This window comes from Pseudoduganella sp. (assembly GCF_041914865.1).
In the GTDB taxonomy this organism is placed as follows: domain Bacteria; phylum Pseudomonadota; class Gammaproteobacteria; order Burkholderiales; family Burkholderiaceae_D; genus Rugamonas.
Map to the genome: position 1 here is coordinate 1 of NZ_JAYSCO010000011.1, position 21237 is coordinate 21237.

Below are 21237 nucleotides of genomic sequence, written 5' to 3' on the forward strand. Positions count from 1 at the left end.
TCGTCGCGCAGGATGTACTGGTACTGCTCGGCGGCGCCGGTCATCTTGTTCTGGCGGCCCAGCGCCAGGATCTGGGTGAAGCCGACGTAGAAGAACAGGCCTTCCATCAGGCAGGCGAACACGATCAGGGACTTCAGCAGCTGCTGGTCGGTCTCGACGGTGCCGGTCTTGAAGGTCGGTTCGGTCAGGGTGTTGATGAACGGGATCAGGAACTGGTCCTTGTCGCGGATCGACGCCACTTCGTTGTAGGCGTTGAAGATTTCCTGCTCGTCCAGGCCCAGGGACTCGACAATGTACTGGTAGGCGTGGGTGTGGATCGCTTCTTCGAACGCCTGGCGCAGCAGGTACTGGCGGCACTCGGGAGCGGTGATGTGGCGGTAAGTGCCCAGCACGATGTTGTTGGCGGCCAGGGAGTCGGCGGTGACGAAGAAGCCCAGGTTACGCTTGACCAGGCGGCGCTCGTCTTCGGACAGGCCGTTCGGGTTCTTCCACAGCTCGATGTCGCGCTGCATGTTCACTTCCTGCGGCATCCAGTGGTTGGCGCAGCCGGCCAGGTATTTGTCCCAGGCCCATTTGTACTTGAACGGCACCAGCTGGTTGACGTCGGTCTGGCCGTTGATCACGCGCTTGTCGTCGGCGTTGACGCGCAGGGCGACTTGCTCGGCGGTGGCTTCGGCGGTGGCGCCTGGAGGTGGGGTCATACGCGGTGCTGCCGCGGTTTCTTCGTCCCAGGATAGCATTTGTTTTTTCCTCTTAGATTGACTCTTTTGAACCCGGTAAACCTGGGTCAGACCCAAGGGTCTGACCCTGTCCGCTCAACTGAATGGACTGGGTCTGACCCTTGGGTCAGACCCTGGTTTACCGGGCTTACCTTATTGTATTACTGGCAGGCTTCGCATTCCTCGAAACCTGGGTCACCAGGACGCAGGTAGCAGGCGGCGCCTTCCTCAACCACTGGCGCGACGGCTGCCGGGGCATCCGGCACGTTCGCGGACACGGCGTTCAGGGCGCCGGTACGGGTGGTGGATTTCTCCATGTGCGACGCTGCAATAGTGCGCAGGTAGTAGGTGGTCTTCAGGCCACGCAGCCATGCCAGCTTGTAGGTCTCGTCCAGCTTCTTGCCGGAGGCGCCTGCCATGTAGATGTTCAGCGACTGCGCCTGGTCGATCCACTTCTGGCGGCGCGATGCGGCTTCCACCAGCCAGGTCGGCGACACTTCGAAGGCGGTGGCGTAGATGTCGCGCAGGTCTTGCGGGGCACGATCGATCTTGCTCAGGGAGCCGTCGAAGTACTTCAGGTCGGCGATCATCACCTCGTCCCACAGGTCGCGTGCCTTCAGGTCGCGCACCAGGTAGGCGTTGATCTCGGTGAACTCGCCGGACAGGTTGGACTTCACGTACAGGTTCTGGAAGGTCGGCTCGATGCAAGCGGACACGCCGATGATGTTCGAAATGGTCGCGGTCGGAGCGATCGCCACGCAGTTCGAGTTACGCATGCCGAACTTGGCGATGCGCTCGCGCACCGGGGTCCAGTCCATCGAGGACGACAGGTCCTGCTCCAGGTAGCCGCCGCGCTGTTCCGCCAGCAGGCGCACCGAGTCTTGCGGCAGGATGCCGCGCGACCACAGGGAGCCTTCGTACGATTCGTAACGGCCGCGCTCTTCCGCCAGCTCGGTCGACGCCAGGTAGGCGTAGTAGCACACCGCTTCCATCGAGGTGTCGGCGAAGTTCACCGCTTCCATCGAGGCGTATGGCACGCGCATCATGTGCAGGCAGTCCTGGAAGCCCATCACGCCCAGGCCGACCGGACGGTGGCGCATATTGGCGTTGCGTGCTTTCTCGACGGCGTAGTAGTTGATGTCGATCACGTTGTCCAGCATGCGCATCGCGGTGCGGATGGTCTTCTGCAGCTTGACGTGGTCGATCTTGCCTTCTTTCATGTGCGCCGGCAGGTTCACGGAACCCAGGTTGCAGACGGCGATTTCGTCGGCGTTGGTGTTCAGGGTGATCTCGGTGCACAGGTTCGAGGAGTGCACCACGCCCACGTGCTGCTGCGGCGAACGGATGTTGCACGGATCCTTGAAGGTGATCCATGGGTGGCCGGTTTCGAACAGCATGGACAGCATCTTGCGCCACAGGTCCAGCGCTTCGATCTTCTTGAACAGGCGCAGTTCGCCGTTGGCGGCCTTGGCTTCGTAGCCCAGGTAGGCTTCTTCGAATTCCTTGCCGAACTTGTCGTGCAGGTCAGGCACGTCGGATGGCGAGAACAGGGTCCAGGTGCCCTTTTCCATCACACGCTTCATGAACAGGTCCGGAATCCAGTTGGCGGTGTTCATGTCGTGGGTGCGGCGGCGGTCGTCGCCGGTGTTCTTGCGCAGGTCGAGGAATTCCTCGATATCCATGTGCCAGGTTTCCAGGTAGGCGCAGACCGCGCCCTTGCGCTTGCCGCCCTGGTTCACCGCCACGGCGGTGTCGTTCACCACTTTCAGGAACGGCACCACGCCTTGCGATTTGCCGTTGGTGCCCTTGATGTGGGCGCCCAGGGCGCGCACCGGGGTCCAGTCGTTGCCCAGGCCGCCGGCGAACTTGGCCAGCAGTGCGTTTTCCTTGATGGCGTCGTAGATGCCTTCCAGGTCGTCGGACACGGTGGTCAGGTAGCAGGAGGACAGCTGCGAACGCTGGGTGCCGGAGTTGAACAGGGTCGGGGTCGACGACATGAAGTCGAAGGTCGACAGCAGGTTGTAGAACTCGATGGCGCGCGCTTCGCGGTCGGTCTCGTTCAGGGCCAGGCCCATGGCGACACGCATGTAGAAGGCCTGCGGCATTTCGATGCGCACATCGCGCACGTGCAGGAAGTAGCGGTCGTACAGGGTTTGCAGGCCGATGTAGCCGAACTGCAGGTCGCGGTCGGCCACCAGGGCCTTGGCCAGCTTGGCCAGGTCGAACTTGCCCAGTTCTTCGTTCAGCAGTTCGGCGGCGATGCCTTTGGCGATGTACTGCGGGAAGTACTCGATGTAGGCGGCGGCGGCGCCGGCTTGCGGCACTTCCTTGCCGAATACTTCCTTACGGATGGTGTGCAGCAGGATGCGCGCGGTCACTTGCGAGTAGGCCGGGTCCTTTTCCATCAGCGCGCGGGCAGCCAGGATGGCGGACTTGTGCAGTTCTTCGACCGGCACGCCGTCGTACAGGTTCTTCACGGTTTCGGCCAGGATGGCGTCGGCATCGACGTGCTTTTCCAGGCCCTTGCAGGCGGCGCCGATCAGGTCGCGCACTTCCTGCATGACCAGCGGACGGGACACGCCGTTCTCGGTCACATTGATCTGTGGTTCTGCGGTCGCGGAGGCACCGGCTGCCTCTTTCTTCAGGCGGCGTTCTTCCATGTGCTTGGCGCGGTACAGCACGTAGGAACGCGCCACATCGTGTTCGCCCGAGCGCATCAGGGCCAGTTCCACCTGGTCTTGCACGTCTTCGATATGGAAGGTGCCGCCGGCTGGCTGGCGGCGCATCAGGGCGGCCACCACATTGTTGGTCAGCTCTTCCACCAGCTCGCGGATGCGGGCGGAGGCCGCACCCTGGCCGCCGTTCACCGCCAGGAACGCCTTGGTCATGGCCACGGCGATCTTGGATGGCTCGAACGCAACCACGGCGCCGTTGCGGCGGATGATGCGGTAATCGGCCATCTGGGCGGCGGAAACAGCGACGCCGCCGGCGGTTTCACCAGCGGAAACAGGCACTTGTGGCGCCTGGGTGATGGAAATGTCTTGAGTAGATTGCATTTATGCTCCGCGTATTCAGTATTTGTTTATGACCACTATATCTAGTGAACCATCGAATTCTGTCCACTAATTGTAGTGAGACGGACCGGTTCGTACAAGATGAAATTTTTTCGTTTCGACCACGATTTCTTATTGACTTTTGCATTCCCCGATCAACACAGGCGATCGGCGGTGAGCGAGCACTAACACAGCTTTTTGTTTGCTGATTTAGTATGCAATGTTGCAGCGCAGCAGGGAGTTGTGCGTTGGCAAAAACGCTACAACAATGAAGGGAATTTCGCGGCGGACCGGGATTATAGTCGAAACCGCGGACCGGGGTCGCGCCGCCGGTCCGCCGCCCGGGACCCCTAACTCGGGTCCTGGATGTTCAGTTTCTGCATCTGGTAGCGCAGCTGGCGGAAGCTGATGCCCAGCAATTGGGCAGCCTGGGTGCGGTTGTAGTTGGTTTGCGCCAGGGCGCGCGTGATGATGTCGCGCTCGACCGCTTCCAGGTAGGCCGGCAGGTTGCTGGGCAGGACGTCGAACACCGGCAGCGGCGGCATGCCGGGATCGCCGCCGGCACCGGCCTGCCCGGCTTCGTCGGCCTCCGGCGCAGCCGGCGCGCTGGCCGGGGCCGGGGCGCCCGGTGCGGCAGCGATGGGCGCTGCCACGGCCGGGGACGGCGCCGGCGCGGCGGCGGGCGGCGGCAGCGTGCCGCCTTTCAGCGCCAGGTCCTCGGCGGAAATCACGCCATCGTTGGAGAAGGCCAGCGCGCGCTCGAGGATGTTTTCCAGCTCGCGCACATTGCCGGGGAAGCTGTAGCCCTTCAGCACTTCCAGCACGCCCGGACCCAGCACGGCCTTGTGCTCGAAGGTGCCCAGGCGCGCCAGGATGGCGTCGATCAGCTCATCCAGGTCGTCCAGCCGCTCGCGCAGCGGCGCCAGGCGCAGCTCGATCACGTTCAGGCGGTAGAACAAGTCCTGCCGGAACAGGCCGTCCTCCACCAGTTTTTCCAGGTTCTTGTGGGTGGCGCTGATGATGCGCACGTCGACCGGTTCCTCCGAGGTGGCGCCGATCTTGCGCACGCGCCGCTCCTGGATGGCGCGCAGCAGCTTGACCTGCATGGCCAGCGGCAGGTCGGCCACCTCGTCCAGCATCAGGGTGCCGCCGTTGGCGGCCTGGAAGAAGCCGTCGCGCTCGTCGGCGGCGCCGGTGAAAGCGCCCTTGCGGTAGCCGAAGAACTCGGCCTCCATCAGCGCTTCCGGGATGGCGCCGCAGTTGACGGCAATGAAAGGCTTGTCGGCGCGCGAGCTTTGCGCGTGAATTTCGCGCGCCGCCAGTTCCTTGCCGCTGCCCGACTCGCCGTTGATGGCGATCGGCGCCATCGAGCGCGCCAGGCGCGCGATCTGTGCCCGCAGCGACTGGATCGCCGCCGAACTGCCGCGCAGGCGGCTGGTCTGCGGGCCGCGCGCCGGGGCGGCCGCCGGGGCCTGGTCGGTCAGCTTGAGCGCAGACTGCACCAGCACGCGCAGCTGGTCCAGCTGCACCGGCTTGCTGACATAGTCGAAGGCGCCGGCCTTCAGCGCCACCACGGCGTTGTCGGCGCTGCCAAAGGCGGTCACCACCGCGATCGGCACGTTCTTGCCGCTGGCCGTCACTTCGCGCACCAGTTCCAGGCCAAGGCCGTCGGGCAGGCGCATGTCGGTCAGCACCAGCTGGTACTCTTTTTCGGCAAACAGCTGGCGCGCTTGCTGCAGGGTTTCTGTGCTGTCCACGTCCAGCCCCATCTTCAGCAAGGTGATTTCCAGCAGTTCGCGCAGGTCGGCTTCGTCGTCAACGACCAGGACACGTGGAGAAGTCATGTATTTTTCGCAAATGTAATTACAAAGCGGCCGCTCGACTTGCGCGCCCCGCCCTCTGTCATGCCGGCATCGAAGCGGTGTTCGTAATCCAGCATGGCATCGTTATTCAAGCACAATTCGCGCGCCAGATACAGGCCCAGGCCCGTGCCTTTGCTGGAAGTGGTGTAAAACGGCTCAAACAGGTGGGCCCGCACCTGGGGCGAAATGCCCGGGCCGTCGTCCTGCACGTGCAGCTCCAGCTGGCGCCCCGGCGTGTTGACAATGAAGACACGGATGCTGGACGGCGTGCCGCTGGCATAGCGCACCGCATTGTTGAGCAGGTTGATCAGCACTTCGCGCAGGTGCAGCGGGTCGAAGCGCACCGTCACCTGCTGCATGCCGCCCAGGCACAGGATCTTGCTGTCCAGCTTATGGGTTTCGTCGAATTCGGCCTTCAGCTCGTTGAGGAAAGCTTCCAGCTCCATCGGCTCATGGTGGCTTTGCGCCTTGCGCGACAGCTGCAGGATGTCCTCCACCATGCGGTTCACGCGCGCCACATTGTCGCTGATGATCTTCAGCAGGCGCTTGTGCACCGGCGCCTGCAGGTCCTCCTCCAGCAGCGAATTGGCGTGGCCGATGGCCGACAGCGGGTTGCGCACCTCATGCGCGATGCTGGCGGTCAGGCGCCCCATCGAGGCCAGCTTCAGCTGCTGCGCCTTTTCCTCGATGCTGGTCACGTCTTCCAGGAAGATCACATTGCGCTCCACGTCCAGCCCGGCGGTGTCGGCCGGCGCAAAGCGCAGCTTCAGGTGCTGCGCCACGTCGCGCCGTGCGCTCCAGGCCGCGGTCATGTCCTCCAGCGCCGGATCGGCGAACGGCTTGATGGTGATGAAGCTGGTGGCCTGCGCCGGGTCGGCGCGCCAGGCTTCATAGGCGGCGGCGATCGGCTGCAGCACGGCGCCCTGCAGCGACGGCACCGGGCCGCCCAGCATGTGCTGCGCCGCCGGGTTGCTCATATAGACGGTGCCATCCGGCCCCACCACCAGGATGCCGTCGGCCGAATGCGAGATGACCAGGCGGTTGACCGCCTGCTGCACGCCGATCTCGATGCCGCGCTGCGCCGCCAGCTCCTCCTGCCCGATCAGGCGCGCCGCCATGCGGTTCACCACCAGCACCACGGCAAACCAGGCAATGCCGTACAGGCCGGCCTGCACCATCTGCGACTCGTCCGAGGAGATGTAGGCCAGGTAGCTGCTGTGGGCCAGCATGAACAGGCTGGCCAGCGAAGCGCTGAACAGCGCCAGCACCAGCGGCGCCAGGATGGCGCAGCCGGCCAGCGGGAACAGGTACAGGATGGCAAAGCCGGAGCGCATGCCGCCGGTGCTCATATACAGCAGCGAGATCACGCTCAGGTCGCAGGCGATCTGCGACATCAGCTGCAGCATGAAATGGCGCCGCCAGCGGCTGGCCAGCACCTGCAGGCCAGCCGCTGCCAGCAGGTAGCCGGCGCAGATTTCCACCGTGCTTTCGCGCGTCCCCATCTTGCCGGCGCTGAAGTACAGCAGCAGCACGATGGCAATGACGATACGCGTGCCGCCCAGGGCCTGCAGCGAGCGCCAGAAGGTGTCGCGCGACGCAGCCGACAGGGAATGGAGGCGGGCGAACACGCTGCGGCGGCCTTATTGCGGGGCGTGCGCCGCGCAGCAGTAGTCGCGGCCGTTGGCCGGCACGTTCTCCGAAGCCGGGAAATGCACGCCGCACTGGGCGCATTGCAGCATTTTTTCGGTCGCGCCCGGGGCCGGGCGCTGCGGCTGGCGCGGCGCCGGCTGGCCGCCCTGGGCGCCGCCGGGCGGGCCGCTCATCTTGCGCAACTTGCTGCGCACCGCAGCGATCACCAGGATCACCAGCGCAATCCAGAACAGGAGACGGGTCATGCCAAACCTCGATGTAACACTACTTCCATGACAAAACGGCTGCCGACATAGGCCAGCAGCAGGGTCGCAAAGCCGGCCAGCGTGAAGCTGAGGGCGGTCTTGCCGCGCCAGCCGCGGAACTGGCGGCCTGCCAGCAGGGCGGCGAACAGCACCCACGACAGCAGGGTGAAGACCGATTTGTGGTCCCACTTCAGCGCGCGGCCAAACAATTCCTCGGTAAAGACGATGCCCGACAGGACGGTCAGGCTAAGCAGCACGAAGCCGAAGGCGATCAGGCGGAACAGCAGCTTTTCCATGGTCAGCAGGGCCGGCAGCTGGTCCAGCGCCGTGGCCAGGATGCCGGGCCGGTCGCTGCGCGTATGCAGGCGCGACTCCTGCAGCGCCATCAGCACGGCATGGAAGGCGGCGATGGTCAGCGTGCTATAGGCCAGCGTGGCCACGGCGATATGCCAGCCCAGCATCGGCGAGCGGCCGGCGGTCGCGATCAGCGCGCCCGGGAAACCCGCCTGCAGCGCCACCACCAGCGCCGCCACCGGCATCACGATGCGGCGCAGGCCATCGAGCGGGAAATTGCGGTTCTCCAGCCAGTAGGCGCCGACCGAAATCCACAGCGCCGACGACAGCATGGTGGCAAAGCCGATGCGCAGCGAACCGGGCAGCATGACATCGCTCCACAGCGCCACGCCGTGCAGCAGCCAGGCGCCCGCCGTCAAAGCGGCAATCGGCGCGACCTTGCGGGAGGGAAGGAAGGCACAAACCAGGTAAAGCAGCGTTGCTGCAATCAGGAAGTAAATTTGCATCCGGTAAGTTTAACACCCAAGGAATTAAATGGGGACGTACCCTCTTTTCCGTCGGGACGGAAAAGAGGGTACGTCCCCATTAATGTCTCCTTTTAATTCGTCATGCTGGTGGCGCTGTTGTTCCTCCATCACCAACTGGTCCAGTTCGCGCTTGAGGGCGTTGAACCCGGGCGCGGCCGGGTCGCGCAGGCGCGGCAGCCCGACCAGCAGGTCGCGCTTGATGGTGCCGGGGCGGTAGGTCATGACCACGATGCGGTCGGCCAGGTAGAGCGCCTCCTCAATGCTGTGGGTGACGAAGATAATGGTCTTGTGCAGCTCGGACCAGATGCGCAGCAGCTCGTCCTGCAGGGAGCGCCGGGTCAGGGCGTCCAGGGCGCCGAACGGTTCGTCCATCAGCATGATGGGCGAGTCCAGCGCCAGCACGCGCGCGATGGCGACGCGTTGCCGCATGCCGCCCGACAGCTCTTTCGGGAAGCGGTGGCGGAACTCCTGCAGCGACAGGGTGCGCAGCAGGCGCTCGACCGTGGCGTCGGCCTGCGCCCTGGGCACGCCCTTGAGGCGCAGGCCGAAGGCGACGTTGTCGGCCACCGTCATCCAGGGGAACAGGGCGTATTCCTGGAACACCATGCCGCGCTCGGGGCCGGGCGCGGCCACCGGCCTGCCGTCGGCCACGATGCTGCCGCTGCTGGGCGCGGCAAAGCCGGCGATGGCGTTGAGCAGGGTCGACTTGCCGCAGCCCGAGGGGCCGAGCAGGCAGACGAACTGGCCGCGCGGGATGTCCAGGTGGATGTCCTGCAGCGCCAGCACCGTCCCGCCGAAGACTTTGCTGACGCCCTTCACTTCGATGTGTGCTGTGCTCATATCAGTGCTCCAGGCCGCGGTGCCAGCGCAGCAGGTGGCGGTTCAGGCGGTCCATGCCGGTGTCGATGGCCAGGCCGAGCAGGCCGATGCTGGCCATGCCGGCAATGATCTTGTCGGACCAGAAGTACTCGCGCGCCTCGCTGATGCGGAAGCCCAGGCCGTTGTTCACCGCCACCATCTCCGCCACGATCACCACGATGAAGGCGGTGCCGATGCCGATGCGCGCGCCGGCCAGGATGGCAGGCATGGCGGCCGGCAGGATCACGCGCCGGAACAGGGTGGCGCCGCCGGCGCCCAGGTTGCGCGCGGCGCGCAGGTAGATGCCGTCCACCTGGCGCACGCCGGCGATGGTGTTGACCAGCACCGGGAAGAAGGCACCCAGCGCGATCAGGAACACGGCCGGCGCATTGCCCAGGCCGAACCACAGCATGGCGAGCGGGATGTAGGCGATGGGCGGCACCGGCCGCAGTACCTGCACCAGCACATTGAGCAGGCGGTAGGCGCGGGTGCTGGCGCCCATGGCCAGGCCGAGCGGCAGCGCCAGCGCGGCGCCGATGGCAAAACCGGCCAGCACGCGCGCCAGGCTGGCCGCGGCGTCGCGCGGCAGCTCGCCGGAGCAGGCCCAGGCCAGCCAGTTGCCGCCGCCGAAAGGCTGCTGCGGCAGCAGGTATTCGAGCCATTTGCGCGCCACCGCAGCCGGCGCCGGCAGCGCCTGCGGGCTGGCCCAGCCCTGCTGCACCACGACGTGCCAGAGCAGCAGCAACAGCGCCGGCAGCAGCAGGCCGATGGCGGTGTCGCGCCAGGCCGGCCTCATTTGACCCCCAGCGCCTGTTTGGCCTGCTCCAGCAGTTCGGTGCGCACCCAGTCGCGCGCCAGCGGCGGCCGCGCCAGCTTGCCGACGCCGGTCTTCACCATGGTGTCGGTGGTGGCCTGGATGTGCTGCGGCGTCACATCGTAGGAGAACGGCGCGTTGCCGATCGCGTCCTGGTAGTCGGCGCTGCTGATCTGGCCCTTGAACACGGTTTCGCGCACATACTTCTCAGCCACGGCCGGCTGCTCGATGAAGGTGCGCGTGGCCAGCACGAAGCAGCGCATGAATTTTTCCGCCAGCGGGCGCCGCGCCTGGTAGAAGCTGTCCGTCATCACCAGGGTGCGCACCGGCTCGCCGATCGGGGTGGCATAGGGCTTGAGGATCTCGCGGCCGTAGCCCTTGTTGATGGCTTGCGAGGATTGCGGCTCGGACTGCATCATGGCGTCGATATGCTTGCCGAGCAGGGCCTGGTTCAGGTCCGCATAGGCCAGCAGCACGGTCTGCACGTCCTTGCCCGGCTGCTCGGAGACGCTCAGGCCGGCCCGCTGCAGTTCGGCCAGCAGCAGCACTTCCTGGATGGCGCCGCGCGTCACGCCCACGCGCCGCCCCTTCAAGTCGTGGATCGACTTCCAGGCCAGGTCGCTGCGCCCGACTAGGCGCGCGCCGCCTTTGGCGAAGCCGGCCACCACGTAGATCGGGGCGCCGCCGGCGCGGCCGGCGATGGCCGCTTCCGAGGCCGTGGCGCCGACATCAAGCTCGCCCGCCAGCAGCGCCGCCATCACGTCCAGCCCCTTGGCGAACACGCGCTCTTCCACTTTGATGCCGCAGCGCGGGGCGATTTCCTTGATATAGGCGACCGCGCCGAAGTGCGCGAGCTTCAGGTTCCCCAGCCGCACCACCTCCTGCGCCTGGGCGCTGCCCGCCGCCAGCAGCAGCGCGCCAATCCATATGCGTTTCATCCAGCCTCCCCTTGCATGCGAAAACTTTCCCGCCGGAATTGCGAGAGCGTGCCTTGGAACAATAGCAGTACGACTTGCGCGATCTTTGACGCAAGACAAAGATTGGTCTTGCCGCGGCGTCTTAGCGGGTGGCGCGTTCGCGCAGGCGCGCCAGGCGCTCGCCGCTCAGGGGATGGAGGATGAGGTAGGGATGCTGCAGGCCGCCCAGCGCATGCAGGGCTTGCGGCGCTTCCTGCAGGCTGCGCAGGGCCAGGCCATTGTGTTCCAGCAGGTCGGCGGCGTAGGCGTCGGCTTCGATCTCGGCCTGCTGCGCCCACGGCAGCTGCGGCGCCAGCGACGCCGTGCTCGACACGGCCCACGCCATGTCGCCGCCCAGCATGCCGGCCGCCGTCGGCAGCATGGCTTCCTGCACCAGCCGTTTCAGCATATGGCGGCGCTGCAGGTGGCCCAGCTCATGCGCGAGCACGGCCAGCACGGCCGCTTCGTCGGGCAGGGCCTGCACCAGCGCGTCATCCAGGATGATATCGCCCGACGGCAGGGCGAAGGCCACCGCGCCGGCATGGCCGGAGCGGAACTGCAGGCGGTGCGGCGGCGCCCCTTCGTGCGGCGCCTGCAGGCCGGCGAAGGCGCTGGCCAGGCGTTCCTGCTGCGCCGCCGGCAGCTTGCTGGGCGCCAGGGTGTGGATGTCGAGTTCGCGCAACACGCCCTGCCCCAGGCGCAGTTCCTGCGCCGGGGTCATGGCGTCGGCCAGCTGCTCGGCCAGCAGCGGCCGCAGCAGCTGCCAGCCGGCCACGCCGGCCGCCGCCAGCAGCACGGCCAGCGCCGCGCGCCGCCAGGGGCGGCGCGCGCGGCGCCGTCCACGGGCGGGGACGTCGAGCAGGTCGGAGACGGCCAGCGTTTGCACAAAAACACCTCGAAAATTAACTTAACAACAAGATGCACGGTGAGCGCGTATCTTGTCAATGAGAAACTTTGTAAAAAGCATAAAAATGTGCACGGGAGTGACAATGTGTGAGAGAGCGCGTGCAGCGGCAGCGCCCTGCCGCCAGCCCCGGCTACTAAGGTAAAATGGCGGGATTTTCCGCTTCTATCCAATTAGTAGGCTATCCATGCTAGACAACCTGACCCAGCGCCTTGCCAAAGTCGTCAAGACCATGCGCGGCGAGGCCCGCCTGACCGAATCCAACACCGCCGAGATGCTGCGCGAAGTGCGCATGGCGCTGCTGGAGGCCGACGTCGCCCTGCCGGCCGTGCGCGAATTCATCGCCAAGGTCAAGGAAAAGGCGCTTGGCGAAGAAGTGATTTCCTCGCTGACCCCGGGCCAGGCCCTGGTCGGCGTGGTGCAGCGCGAGCTGGGTGCCCTGATGGGCGCCGACCTCGGTCCGGAAGCGTCGCAGCTGTCGTTCGCCCAGCAGCCGCCGGCCATCATCCTGATGGCAGGCTTGCAGGGCGTGGGTAAGACCACCACCGTCGGCAAGCTGGCCAAGTACCTGAAAGAACAGAAGAAAAAGAAAGTGCTGACGGTGTCGGCCGACGTCTACCGTCCGGCCGCGATCGCCCAGTTGCAATCGGTCACCGCCCAGGTGGGCGCCGACTTCTTCCCGTCCACGGCGCAGGACAAGCCGGTCGACATCGCCCTGGCCGCGCTGGACTGGGCCAAGAAGCACCACCATGAAGTGCTGATCATCGACACCGCCGGCCGCCTCGGCATCGACGAGGAAATGATGAAAGAGATCGCCGCCGTGCACGGCGCGGTCAAGCCGATCGAAACCCTGTTCGTGGTCGACGCCATGCTGGGCCAGGACGCCATCAACACCGCCAAGGCCTTCAACGACGCGCTGCCGCTGACCGGCGTGGTGCTGACCAAGCTCGATGGCGACTCGCGCGGCGGCGCCGCGCTGTCGGTGCGCCACATTACCGGCAAGCCGATCAAGTTCGCCGGCGTCTCGGAAAAGCTGGACGGCCTGGAAGCCTTCGACGCCCAGCGCATGGCCAACCGCATCCTGGGCATGGGCGACATCCTGGCCCTGGTGGAGGAAGCGCGCAAGGGCGTCGATGAAAAGGCGGCGGCCGAACTGGCGGCCAAGGTCAAGTCGGGCGGCAAGTTCGACATGAACGACTTCAAGGCCCAGCTGGCGCAGATGAAGAAGATGGGCGGCATGGCCGGCCTGATGGACAGGCTGCCGGCCCAGTTCCAGCAGGCCGCCGCCGGCGCCAATATGGACCAGGCGGAAAAGCAGGTGCGGCGCATGGTCGGCATCATCGACTCGATGACGCCGCAGGAGCGCGCCAAGCCGGAACTGATCAAGGCGGCCCGCAAGCGCCGCATCGCGGCCGGCGCCGGGGTCCAGGTGCAGGAAGTGAACCGCATGCTGAACCAGTTCGAGCAGATGCAGACCATGATGAAAAAACTGTCCGGCGGCGGCCTGATGAAGATGATGCGCTCTATGAAAGGCATGATGCCCGGCATGCGTTAATTGCCTGCCGTGCCACGCAAAAGCCTCCCTCGGGAGGCTTTTTTGTTGACTAAGCCATGTTTCCCCCAAAAAACCCCACAAAACACTTGCATAAGCTGCAAATCCCCACCAATATTAGCCGTGCGATTGTATTCCGCAATTTTCTATGTGTATGTTAAGGAGGCTCGAATATGGCAACAGCCAAGAAAGCAGCACCAGCAGCAGCAAAGAAAGCCGCCGCCAAGCCAGCAGCAAAAAAAGCTGCTCCAGCCAAGGCAGCAGCCAAACCCGCAGCAAAGAAAGCAGCACCCGCCGCACGCAAGCCTAACGCAGCCTTCATGAAGGCCATGACCCCATCGAGCGCCCTGTCCGCCGTGGTCGGTTCCGCCCCGCTGCCACGCACCGAAGTGACCAAGAAAGTCTGGGACTACATCAAGAAACTGAACCTGCAGGACGCTGCCAACCGCCGCATGATCAACGCGGACGACAAGCTGAAGGCTGTCTTCGGCGGCAAAGCCCAGGTCTCCATGTTTGAAATGACCAAGCTGATTTCCGACCACCTGAAATAAGCTGCTACCGGCTGTTGCAGCCATTCGAGAAGCCCCGACGCATCAGCGCGGGGCTTTTTTCTTGCCCGGGCCCGTCATGAATCCTGCTCATCGCCTTGCCATTCCGCTTGCAAGCCTGACAGCCCTGGGCTTGCTGGCCTCCGACCTGTACCTGCCGGCGATCCCCGCCATGCGCGCCGAGCTGGGCGCCAGCATCACGTCGGCGCAGGCCACCATGGCCGTGTTCATGGCGGCGCTGGCGCTGTCGCAGCTGGCCTGGGGCTGGGCCGCCGACCGCTTTGGCGACCGCCGCACCATCGTCGCCGGCACCGTGCTGCTGGGCGGCGGCAGCCTGCTGTGCGCGCTGGCGCCGGGCATCGAGAGCATGCTGGCCGGGCGCCTGGTGCAGGGCCTGGGCGCGGGGGCCGCCACGGTGGCGGTACCGGCCCTGATCCGGCGCCGCTTCGACGCCGCCGATGGCGTCAAGGCGCTGGCCGTGGTGGCCATGGTGGAGTCCACCATCCCCGCCCTCGGCCCGGTGGCCGGCACCGCCATCGTGCTGCACGCCAGCTGGCGCAGTACGTTCTGGCTGATCGCCGTGCTGGCCCTGCTGCTGCTGCCGCTGGTGGCGCGCATCGTCGGCGCCGCACCGGCGCCGCGCCCGGCCGCCGCCGGCAGTGCCGGCGGCTACCTGCCGCTGCTGCGCAACCGCCTTTACCTGCGCTATGCCCTGAGCTACGCCGCCATGTTCGGCGCCCTGCTGATGTACGTCGCCAGCGCGCCGGAACTGGTGACGCATGCGCTGGGCCTGGGCATCGAGGCGTTTGCCGCGCTGCAGATCTTCGGCGTGCTGGCCTTCATGGCGGGCGCCGCGGTGGCGGTGCGCATGGTGAAGCAACTGGGGGAACGCTGGCTGATGCGCAGCGGCATGCTGCTGCAATACCTGGCGGGGGCGGGACTGGTGGGGATGGCCCTGGCCGGCCTGGCCGGTGCGGCGGGACTGGTGTGCCTGGCCGTGGTGGCGGCCCTGTTTTGCGGTGGGCTGGGCTTGCGCGGCGCCGCCACCATGGGCGGCGCGCTGCAGGCCGCTGGCGACAGCGCGGGCAAAGGATCGGGCCTGTTGATGTTCCTGTCCTTTGCCGCCGTCGCCGGCGCCACGCAACTGGTGGCGCCTTTCCTGCATGCCGGCTTGCTGCCGGTCGGGGTGCTGCTGTTCGCGCTGGTCACGGCCAGCGCGCTGCTGCTGCCCCGCAGGTGATTACTTCTGCTGCTTGCGGCGGCGGGCACCGGCCAGCGCCAGCAGGCCCAGGCCGAAGATCGCGGTGGTTGCAGGCTCAGGGATGAACTGCGCCTTGCCGCCGGTGGCTTCGCGGATGTAGTCCAGGTAGCCGTTCAGCACCATGCCGCCGAAGTAGGAACCGAAGGTGCCGGCGGTGTAGCCGTTGGCGTTGGTGAAGGTGTTGGTGGCGATCAGCATCAGCTCACCGTACATTTCCACGAACGATGGGCCGCCGGAGTCGCCGCCGCCAATGCCGGATTCCACGTCGTTCGGCAGGACCGGGGTGCACATGCCGTAGTAGGTGCAGAAGTCGTCGATGCCGTTGCCGTCGAAGTCGGCGTACCAGATTTCCTTGCCGCTGCTGCGGTTCTTCTCATCGTCGCCGGTGAAGAAGTCGATGTAGTTCTGGCCGCTGCGCTTGACGCGCCAGGCCGGGCTGACGGTGAAGCCGTTCACGCCGTCGCCGGAGGTGCCGTAGCCGGCCATGATGATGCGCGAACCGGCCATCAGTTCGGTGGTGGCGATCTTGTAGATCTTGGCTTCGGCTGGCGCGTCCTGGCCCAGGGTCACCACCGCCACGTCGTCGTTGGTGCAGAAGCCGCTCACGCCGGCCGGGCACTTGCCGAAGCCGGCGTAGTCAGCGTGCATCGACACGGCGGTCGCCTGGATGGCGGCGCGGCCAGGGCCGCTGCTGGTGGCGTTGAAGATCGCGTGCACGGAGTTGCCCGGTGCGTTCGGATCGATCACCGCGCCGTTGCCATTGGTGTCGACGCAGTGGCCGGCGGTGACCACCGAGCGCTTGCTGACCAGGGTGCCGGTGCAGATGTAGACCTGGTTGTTCTTGACGATTTGCAGGCTGACCACGCCCGAGAAGCGCGAGGAGGCTACGTTAGGGTCGACGCGGTTACCCGGCGAATCCGGCAGGGCGCCGGCGGTGATGGCCGGCGTCTGTGGGCCCAGGAAACCGGCAGTCGGGTTTGCCGATGCAGAACCGATCGCGCCAATTGCCAGGGCAATGCCGAACAGCTTTTTGAATGCAGTGTGCGCCAAAATGAAATTCTCCCTATTCATGATATGAAAGTTGTATTTAACTGCTACAACATTTCCTAGCGAGAATCATGCCAGAAAGAAAATTTCTTTAGCTATCAGTCACTTAGTGTTTTTACAAATGTCTAAATTTGAACAAATGTAAAGATTTCCGACAAACCGATACAAGTTGAGACGCTTTTACAGCTTCCACTTGTTCCAGGCGGCCAGCACCGCGTTCGGGTACTCGGGGCGGCCGCGGCTGCCGTTGTAGCGGCCCAGCGCGAGGTAGAGGTTGCCCTGCTCCATGTCGAGGTACATGCGCAGGATGGAGCAGCCATAGCGCAGGTTGGTCTGCATATTGAACAGTTTGGAGCGGTCGCGGTCGCCGATCACATTGGTCCAGAACGGCATCACCTGCATATAGCCGCGCGCGCCGACGATGGAGACGGCGTATTTGCGGTAGGCCGATTCGACCTGGATCAGGCCCAGCACCAGGCTGGGGTCGAGGCCGGCGCGGCGCGCCTCGTACCAGGCGGTTTCCAGGAATTCGCGGCGCGTCAGCTCATCCGGCAGGCGGCGCTTCAGGCGCTCCGACATGGCGCGGTGCCAGGTCTCGTACTCGGCGCGGTCGGCCGGGCTGGCGAACACCGGTTTCGGCGGGCGCGCGTCGAGGATGGCGTGCGACAGCGCCACCCGCACGCCGTCGGCCAGCGCCTCCTCCTTCTGGTTGCCGGCAAAGCCGAACGGGGCGCACAGCACCCCGCTGGCAAAGGCGGCGGCATGCCACCAGCGCAGCGGACGCGCCCACCAGCGGCGGCGTTCGCGTCCCGTCTTCAACAGCGGCCCAGCCATGGCGCTCACTGCGCCAGCTTGCCCTTGATGAAGGCCAGGGCATCGGCCACAGGCACGGCGGTGGCTTCGGTATCGCGGCGGCCCTGGTATTCCAGGTTGCCTTCCTTCAGGCCGCGCTCGCCGATCACCACGCGGTGCGGCACGCCGATCAGTTCCCAGTCGGCGAACATGGCGCCCGGGCGCTGGCCGCGGTCGTCCAGGATGACGTCGATGCCGGCTTCCACCGCCGCGTTGTACAGCTTCTCGGTTTCGACTTTCACCAGCTCCGAGCGGTCCATGCCCATCGGGCACAGCACCAGCTGGAACGGCGCCAGCGCGGTCGGCCAGATGATGCCCTTGTCGTCGAAGTTCTGCTCGATGGCGGCGCCCAGGATGCGGGTGATGCCGATGCCGTAGCAGCCCATCTGCAGCGGGGCCGGCTTCTGGTTCTCGTCCAGGAAGGTGGCCTGCATCGACTCGGAGTAGGCGGTGCCCAGCTGGAACACGTGGCCCACTTCGATGCCGCGCTCGATCGCCAGCACGCCCTTGCCGTCCGGCGAAGGATCGCCTTCCACCACGTTGCGCAGGTCGGCCACGATGGCCGGTTCGGCCATGTCGCGGCCCCAGTTGGCGCCGGTGTAGTGGAAGTCCACCTCATTGGCGCCGGTGACGAAGTCGGACATCAGCGCCACGGTGCGGTCGGCCACCACGGTGACCGGCGCCTTGGTGCCGATCGGGCCCAGGTAGCCAGGCTTGCAGCCGTACACTTCCAGGATTTCGGCTTCGGTCGAGAAGCGGTTCCTGGCCAGGCCCGGCACCTTGCCGGCCTTGATTTCGTTCAGCTCGTGGTCGCCGCGCAGCAGCAGCATGAAGTATTTCTTCGCGCCGTCGTCTTCTTCCACGGTCAGGGCGATGGTCTTCACGGTCTGCTTCAGGTCGATGCCCAGCAACTTGGCCACGTCTTCGCACTTGGCCGCCTTCGGGGTGGCGGTCTTGGCCAGCGCGGCGCCGGCGGCGGCGCGGCTGCCGCTGGCGACGGCTTCCGCCGCTTCCATATTGGCCGCGTAGTCGGAGGTTGGGCAGTACACCAGCGCGTCTTCGCCGGTGGAGGCGATCACGTGGAATTCATGCGAGCCGGTGCCGCCGATGGCGCCGTTGTCGGCCGCCACGGCGCGGAACTTCAGGCCGAAGCGGGTGAAGATCCTGGTGTAGGCGTCGAACATGATCTGGTACGACTTCTGCATGCCTTCCACATCGCGGTCGAAGGAGTAGGCATCCTTCATGGTGAACTCGCGGCCGCGCATCAGGCCGAAACGCGGGCGGCGTTCATCGCGGAATTTGGTCTGGATGTGGTAAAAATTCAACGGAATCTGGCGGTAGGATTTAATCTCGCTACGCACCACATCGGTGATCACTTCTTCCGAGGTTGGCTGGATCGCGAAGTCGCGGCCATGGCGGTCTTTTACGCGCAACAGTTCCGGACCCATTTTGTCCCAGCGGCCGGTTTCCTGCCATAGCTCGGCAGGCTGTACCAAAGGCATCAGCAGCTCTACGGCGCCGGCTTTATTCATTTCCTCGCGCACGATCGCCTCGACCTTGCGGATTACTTTCAGGCCCATCGGCATATAGGTATAAATGCCGGAACCGAGGCGTTTGATCATGCCTGCGCGCATCATCAACTGGTGGCTGACGATCTCCGCGTCAGATGGAGCTTCCTTGAGGGTTGAAATAAAAAAACGGGATGCACGCATATTCGGTGAATTCTTTTTAAAAAGAGAGAGTTATAATCGACCTAATTTTAAAGGATTAGCTGGCCCGATGCGTCCAAACTTTATACAAAGAGCGCTATTGCAGTAGGATTTGTAGTCAAAAATATAAGAGGACGCCTCGGCCACAGAAAGTTTGAGGTGCAATATGCTCGATCGTGAAGGGTTTCGCCCCAACGTCGGCATCATCCTGCTCAACTCGCACAACGAGGTGTGGTGGGGCAAACGGGTGCGCGAGCACTCGTGGCAGTTCCCGCAGGGCGGGATCAAGTATGGTGAGACGCCAGAGCAAGCAATGTACCGCGAGCTCGAAGAGGAAATCGGACTGCGTCCGGAGCACGTCAAGATCATCGGCCGCACGCGCGACTGGTTGCGTTACGAGGTGCCTGATCACTTCATCAAGCGGGAAATCCGCGGCCACTACCGTGGGCAGAAGCAGATCTGGTTCCTGTTGCGCATGTGCGCGCGCGACAACGACGTGAACCTGCGCCTGACCGACCATCCCGAGTTCGACGCCTGGCGTTGGCACGATTACTGGGTTCCGCTGGACGTGGTGATCGAATTCAAGCGCGAAGTCTACCAGCGCGCCTTGCAGGAGCTGTCGCGCTTCCTGTCCTGGCCGCCGCATGGCGAGCGCCGCCACTCCTCGCGCTACCTGCGCCAGCCGCACGGCCAGCGCGGCCAGCGCAGCACGGACAAGCCGCAGCAGCCTGCGGTCACGCCGCCGGCGCCGGAAACTGAGTTGCTGACGAAAGAATGAAGAACCGCCCCTCGGGGCGGTTTTTTTATGGCGGCGGCGAACGCAGGGCCCAACGCTGCGACACGTAATCGAGCACCAGCACCTGCCCCAGCAAGTGGTGCAGCCCCACGACACCCGCCAGCGGCGCGCCGGGCTGGAAACCCAGGCCTTCGCAATAGGCGACGCGAAAGGCCGGCAGCGCCGGGCCGGCGCCGATCTGCAGGGTGCGCGCCACCGTCCCCATCACGCAGGGCAGCTGCTTACCCCAGGAGTTGGCGCTGAAGCGCACCGCGTCCGGCAGCGTGCTGCCGTCGCGCGGGGCGCCGCCAGTCAGCCCGTCCCAGGCCTGCGCATCGTGGGCGTTGATGCCGAAAGCGGCCGAGCCGGTGTCGAGCAGTGCCTGCTGCGGCAGGCCGCCGGCCACGCGCACCGTCACCAGCGGGTGGCCGCCCGGGCCGCCCCAGCGCACATACTGCATCGGCTGCGCATCGGCCGCAGCCTGCAGGCCGGGGCCCTGCTGCCATTGGTAGCGCGCAGCGGCCAGGTCCAGGGTCAGGGTGCCCTGCTCGAAGAATTCATTGCCGATGGTGGCGATCAGGTCCTGCTGGCAGCGGCCCGGCTCTAGCAGGGCCAGATTGGCGGCGTCGGCCTCTACGCTGCGGCGCTGGCCGGCCAGTTCCACGGTCACCGTCCTGCGCGCGGCCGCGCCCTGGCCCTTGCGATGCCAGATCACGGCGCTGGGCGCGCCGGTATCGAGCTGGGCGTAGCAGTCGACGCCGTCCACCGTGACCGGCAGGACGATGGCGGCAGGAACCTTGGGGGCGCCCTCGTACAGGGCGTGGTCGACAAAATGGAACGGCAACATTAGCAAAAGACTATCATCAAAGGGCCGCAGGGTACACCTTTGCGCGGCACGGTACAATGGCGGCATGTTTACCCCGTCTTCCCACGACGTGCGCCGCTTCTTCTGCGACGTCTACCGCAAAGCCAATGCCAACGAAATCATGGACCCGATCGAGCTGATCGCCCGCGACTGGATCATGGCGCACCCCGAATACCACGACCAGCTGAAAGATGTGGAAGCGGCCATCGCGCGCGACTACTCGGTGGAAGGCAGCGAAGCCAATCCCTTCCTGCACCTGTCGATGCATTTGTCGATCACCGAGCAGCTGTCGATCGACCAGCCGCGCGGCATCCGCGAAGCCTTCATCGGCCTGGCGCGCAAGCTGGGCACCGAGCATGCGGCGCACCATGAAATCATGGAGTGCCTGGGCGAGATGATCTGGAATTCGCAGCGGCGCGGCGTGCCGCCGGACGGCGCCGCCTACGTGGAAGCGGTCAAGCGCCGGATTTAAGCCTGCGGTTCGGCCTTTTCCGCCGCCTCGTCGATGCGCACGATGGGCAGGAACCAGATCAGCACAAACACCAGCGGGCTGGCGATGGCGGCAAAGACGATGGCGCGCGGCAGGTGGCCGGAGTCGATCACCAGCGCCGGCGCCACGTTGATCAGCCACGGCAGCGTCGCCGCCAGCAGGGCCTGGGCTTTACGGCCCAGGCGGCCGATCAGGCATAGCAGCAGCACGGCAACGCCGGCCAGCAGCGCAGTCAGCAAGTACACCATTTCCCGCA

General features: G+C 65.4%; 21 protein-coding genes. 6 read left to right on the forward strand and 15 right to left on the reverse strand.

The features are described from left to right. From ACE3TQ_RS07560 to ACE3TQ_RS07605, 10 genes are all read right to left on the reverse strand, one after another. Positions 1 to 740, reverse strand: a 740-nt coding sequence (locus tag ACE3TQ_RS07560; protein WP_374581411.1) for a ribonucleotide-diphosphate reductase subunit beta, incomplete at its 3' end; no start/stop codon positions are given. Between the two features lie 140 nt (positions 741 to 880). Continuing rightward, positions 881 to 3775: a ribonucleoside-diphosphate reductase subunit alpha gene (locus ACE3TQ_RS07565; protein WP_374581412.1), complete on the reverse strand. Its 2895-nt coding sequence runs from the start codon at positions 3773 to 3775 to the stop codon at positions 881 to 883. A gap of 347 nt (positions 3776 to 4122) precedes the next feature. Continuing rightward, positions 4123 to 5616 (reverse strand): sigma-54-dependent transcriptional regulator, encoded by a 1494-nt coding sequence (locus ACE3TQ_RS07570; protein WP_374581413.1) that lies wholly within the window; start codon positions 5614 to 5616, stop codon positions 4123 to 4125. Continuing rightward, positions 5613 to 7262: a PAS domain-containing sensor histidine kinase gene (locus ACE3TQ_RS07575; RefSeq protein ID WP_374581414.1), complete on the reverse strand. Its 1650-nt coding sequence runs from the start codon at positions 7260 to 7262 to the stop codon at positions 5613 to 5615. The genes ACE3TQ_RS07570 and ACE3TQ_RS07575 overlap by 4 nt, the downstream gene beginning before the upstream one ends. A 12-nt stretch (positions 7263 to 7274) precedes the next feature. Next, the gene (locus ACE3TQ_RS07580; RefSeq protein WP_374581415.1) at positions 7275 to 7529 is read right to left on the reverse strand and encodes a PP0621 family protein; all 255 of its coding nucleotides are present in this window, start codon (positions 7527 to 7529) and stop codon (positions 7275 to 7277) included. Beyond that, complete coding sequence (locus ACE3TQ_RS07585; RefSeq protein WP_374581416.1) at positions 7526 to 8329, reverse strand: inner membrane protein YpjD; 804 nt, start codon at positions 8327 to 8329, stop codon at positions 7526 to 7528. Before ACE3TQ_RS07585 ends, ACE3TQ_RS07580 begins: the two co-directional genes overlap by 4 nt. 24 nt (positions 8330 to 8353) lie before the next feature. Continuing rightward, entirely contained in the window at positions 8354 to 9190 is an 837-nt protein-coding gene (locus tag ACE3TQ_RS07590; RefSeq protein ID WP_374581417.1) for an ABC transporter ATP-binding protein, read from the reverse strand. A 1-nt stretch (position 9191) separates the two neighbouring features. After that, a complete protein-coding gene (locus ACE3TQ_RS07595) occupies positions 9192 to 10004 on the reverse strand; it encodes an ABC transporter permease (protein WP_374581419.1) in 813 nt (270 codons plus the stop codon). Beyond that, the gene (locus tag ACE3TQ_RS07600; RefSeq protein ID WP_374581420.1) at positions 10001 to 10960 is read right to left on the reverse strand and encodes an ABC transporter substrate-binding protein; all 960 of its coding nucleotides are present in this window, start codon (positions 10958 to 10960) and stop codon (positions 10001 to 10003) included. The genes ACE3TQ_RS07595 and ACE3TQ_RS07600 overlap by 4 nt, the downstream gene beginning before the upstream one ends. Before the next feature lie 121 nt (positions 10961 to 11081). Beyond that, positions 11082 to 11864, reverse strand: coding sequence for a M48 family metallopeptidase (locus ACE3TQ_RS07605; RefSeq protein ID WP_374581421.1), 783 nt, complete (start codon positions 11862 to 11864; stop codon positions 11082 to 11084). Positions 11865 to 12069: 205 nt separating this feature from the next. Between ACE3TQ_RS07605 and ffh the strand changes: the two genes are divergently transcribed. From ffh to ACE3TQ_RS07620, 3 genes are all read left to right on the forward strand, one after another. Further along, a complete protein-coding gene (gene ffh / locus ACE3TQ_RS07610) occupies positions 12070 to 13437 on the forward strand; it encodes a signal recognition particle protein (protein ID WP_374581422.1) in 1368 nt (455 codons plus the stop codon). A 170-nt stretch (positions 13438 to 13607) separates the two neighbouring features. Continuing rightward, positions 13608 to 13985: an SWIB/MDM2 domain-containing protein gene (locus ACE3TQ_RS07615; RefSeq protein WP_374581423.1), complete on the forward strand. Its 378-nt coding sequence runs from the start codon at positions 13608 to 13610 to the stop codon at positions 13983 to 13985. Positions 13986 to 14061: 76 nt separating this feature from the next. Beyond that, positions 14062 to 15222, forward strand: coding sequence for an MFS transporter (locus tag ACE3TQ_RS07620; protein WP_374581424.1), 1161 nt, complete (start codon positions 14062 to 14064; stop codon positions 15220 to 15222). Here ACE3TQ_RS07620 and ACE3TQ_RS07625 read toward each other — a convergent pair whose 3' ends face one another. The 3 genes from ACE3TQ_RS07625 to ACE3TQ_RS07635 form a co-directional block, all read right to left on the reverse strand. Continuing rightward, positions 15223 to 16293, reverse strand: a complete 1071-nt coding sequence (locus ACE3TQ_RS07625; protein ID WP_374581425.1) for a trypsin-like serine protease — start codon at positions 16291 to 16293, stop codon at positions 15223 to 15225. Positions 16294 to 16470: 177 nt separating this feature from the next. Beyond that, positions 16471 to 17124 (reverse strand): lytic transglycosylase domain-containing protein, encoded by a 654-nt coding sequence (locus ACE3TQ_RS07630; RefSeq protein WP_374581427.1) that lies wholly within the window; start codon positions 17122 to 17124, stop codon positions 16471 to 16473. Positions 17125 to 17129: 5 nt separating this feature from the next. Beyond that, positions 17130 to 18854, reverse strand: coding sequence for a proline--tRNA ligase (locus tag ACE3TQ_RS07635; protein WP_374581428.1), 1725 nt, complete (start codon positions 18852 to 18854; stop codon positions 17130 to 17132). Here ACE3TQ_RS07635 and ACE3TQ_RS07640 point away from each other — a divergent pair. Next, entirely contained in the window at positions 18763 to 18960 is a 198-nt protein-coding gene (locus tag ACE3TQ_RS07640; protein ID WP_374581553.1) for a hypothetical protein, read from the forward strand. The two genes, ACE3TQ_RS07635 and ACE3TQ_RS07640, sit on opposite strands and share 92 nt — an antisense overlap. Before the next feature lie 57 nt (positions 18961 to 19017). Continuing rightward, positions 19018 to 19629 (forward strand): RNA pyrophosphohydrolase, encoded by a 612-nt coding sequence (locus tag ACE3TQ_RS07645; protein WP_374581429.1) that lies wholly within the window; start codon positions 19018 to 19020, stop codon positions 19627 to 19629. 25 nt (positions 19630 to 19654) lie between these two features. Here the strand turns inward: ACE3TQ_RS07645 and ACE3TQ_RS07650 are convergent, their stop codons facing one another. After that, complete coding sequence (locus tag ACE3TQ_RS07650) at positions 19655 to 20473, reverse strand: hypothetical protein (protein ID WP_374581430.1); 819 nt, start codon at positions 20471 to 20473, stop codon at positions 19655 to 19657. Positions 20474 to 20537: 64 nt separating this feature from the next. Here ACE3TQ_RS07650 and ACE3TQ_RS07655 point away from each other — a divergent pair, with 64 nt between their 5' ends. After that, a complete protein-coding gene (locus ACE3TQ_RS07655) occupies positions 20538 to 20963 on the forward strand; it encodes a DUF1841 family protein (protein ID WP_130310403.1) in 426 nt (141 codons plus the stop codon). Here ACE3TQ_RS07655 and ACE3TQ_RS07660 read toward each other — a convergent pair. Further along, the gene (locus ACE3TQ_RS07660; RefSeq protein WP_374581431.1) at positions 20960 to 21229 is read right to left on the reverse strand and encodes a hypothetical protein; all 270 of its coding nucleotides are present in this window, start codon (positions 21227 to 21229) and stop codon (positions 20960 to 20962) included. The genes ACE3TQ_RS07655 and ACE3TQ_RS07660 overlap by 4 nt on opposite strands. Positions 21230 to 21237: the final 8 nt, after the last annotated feature.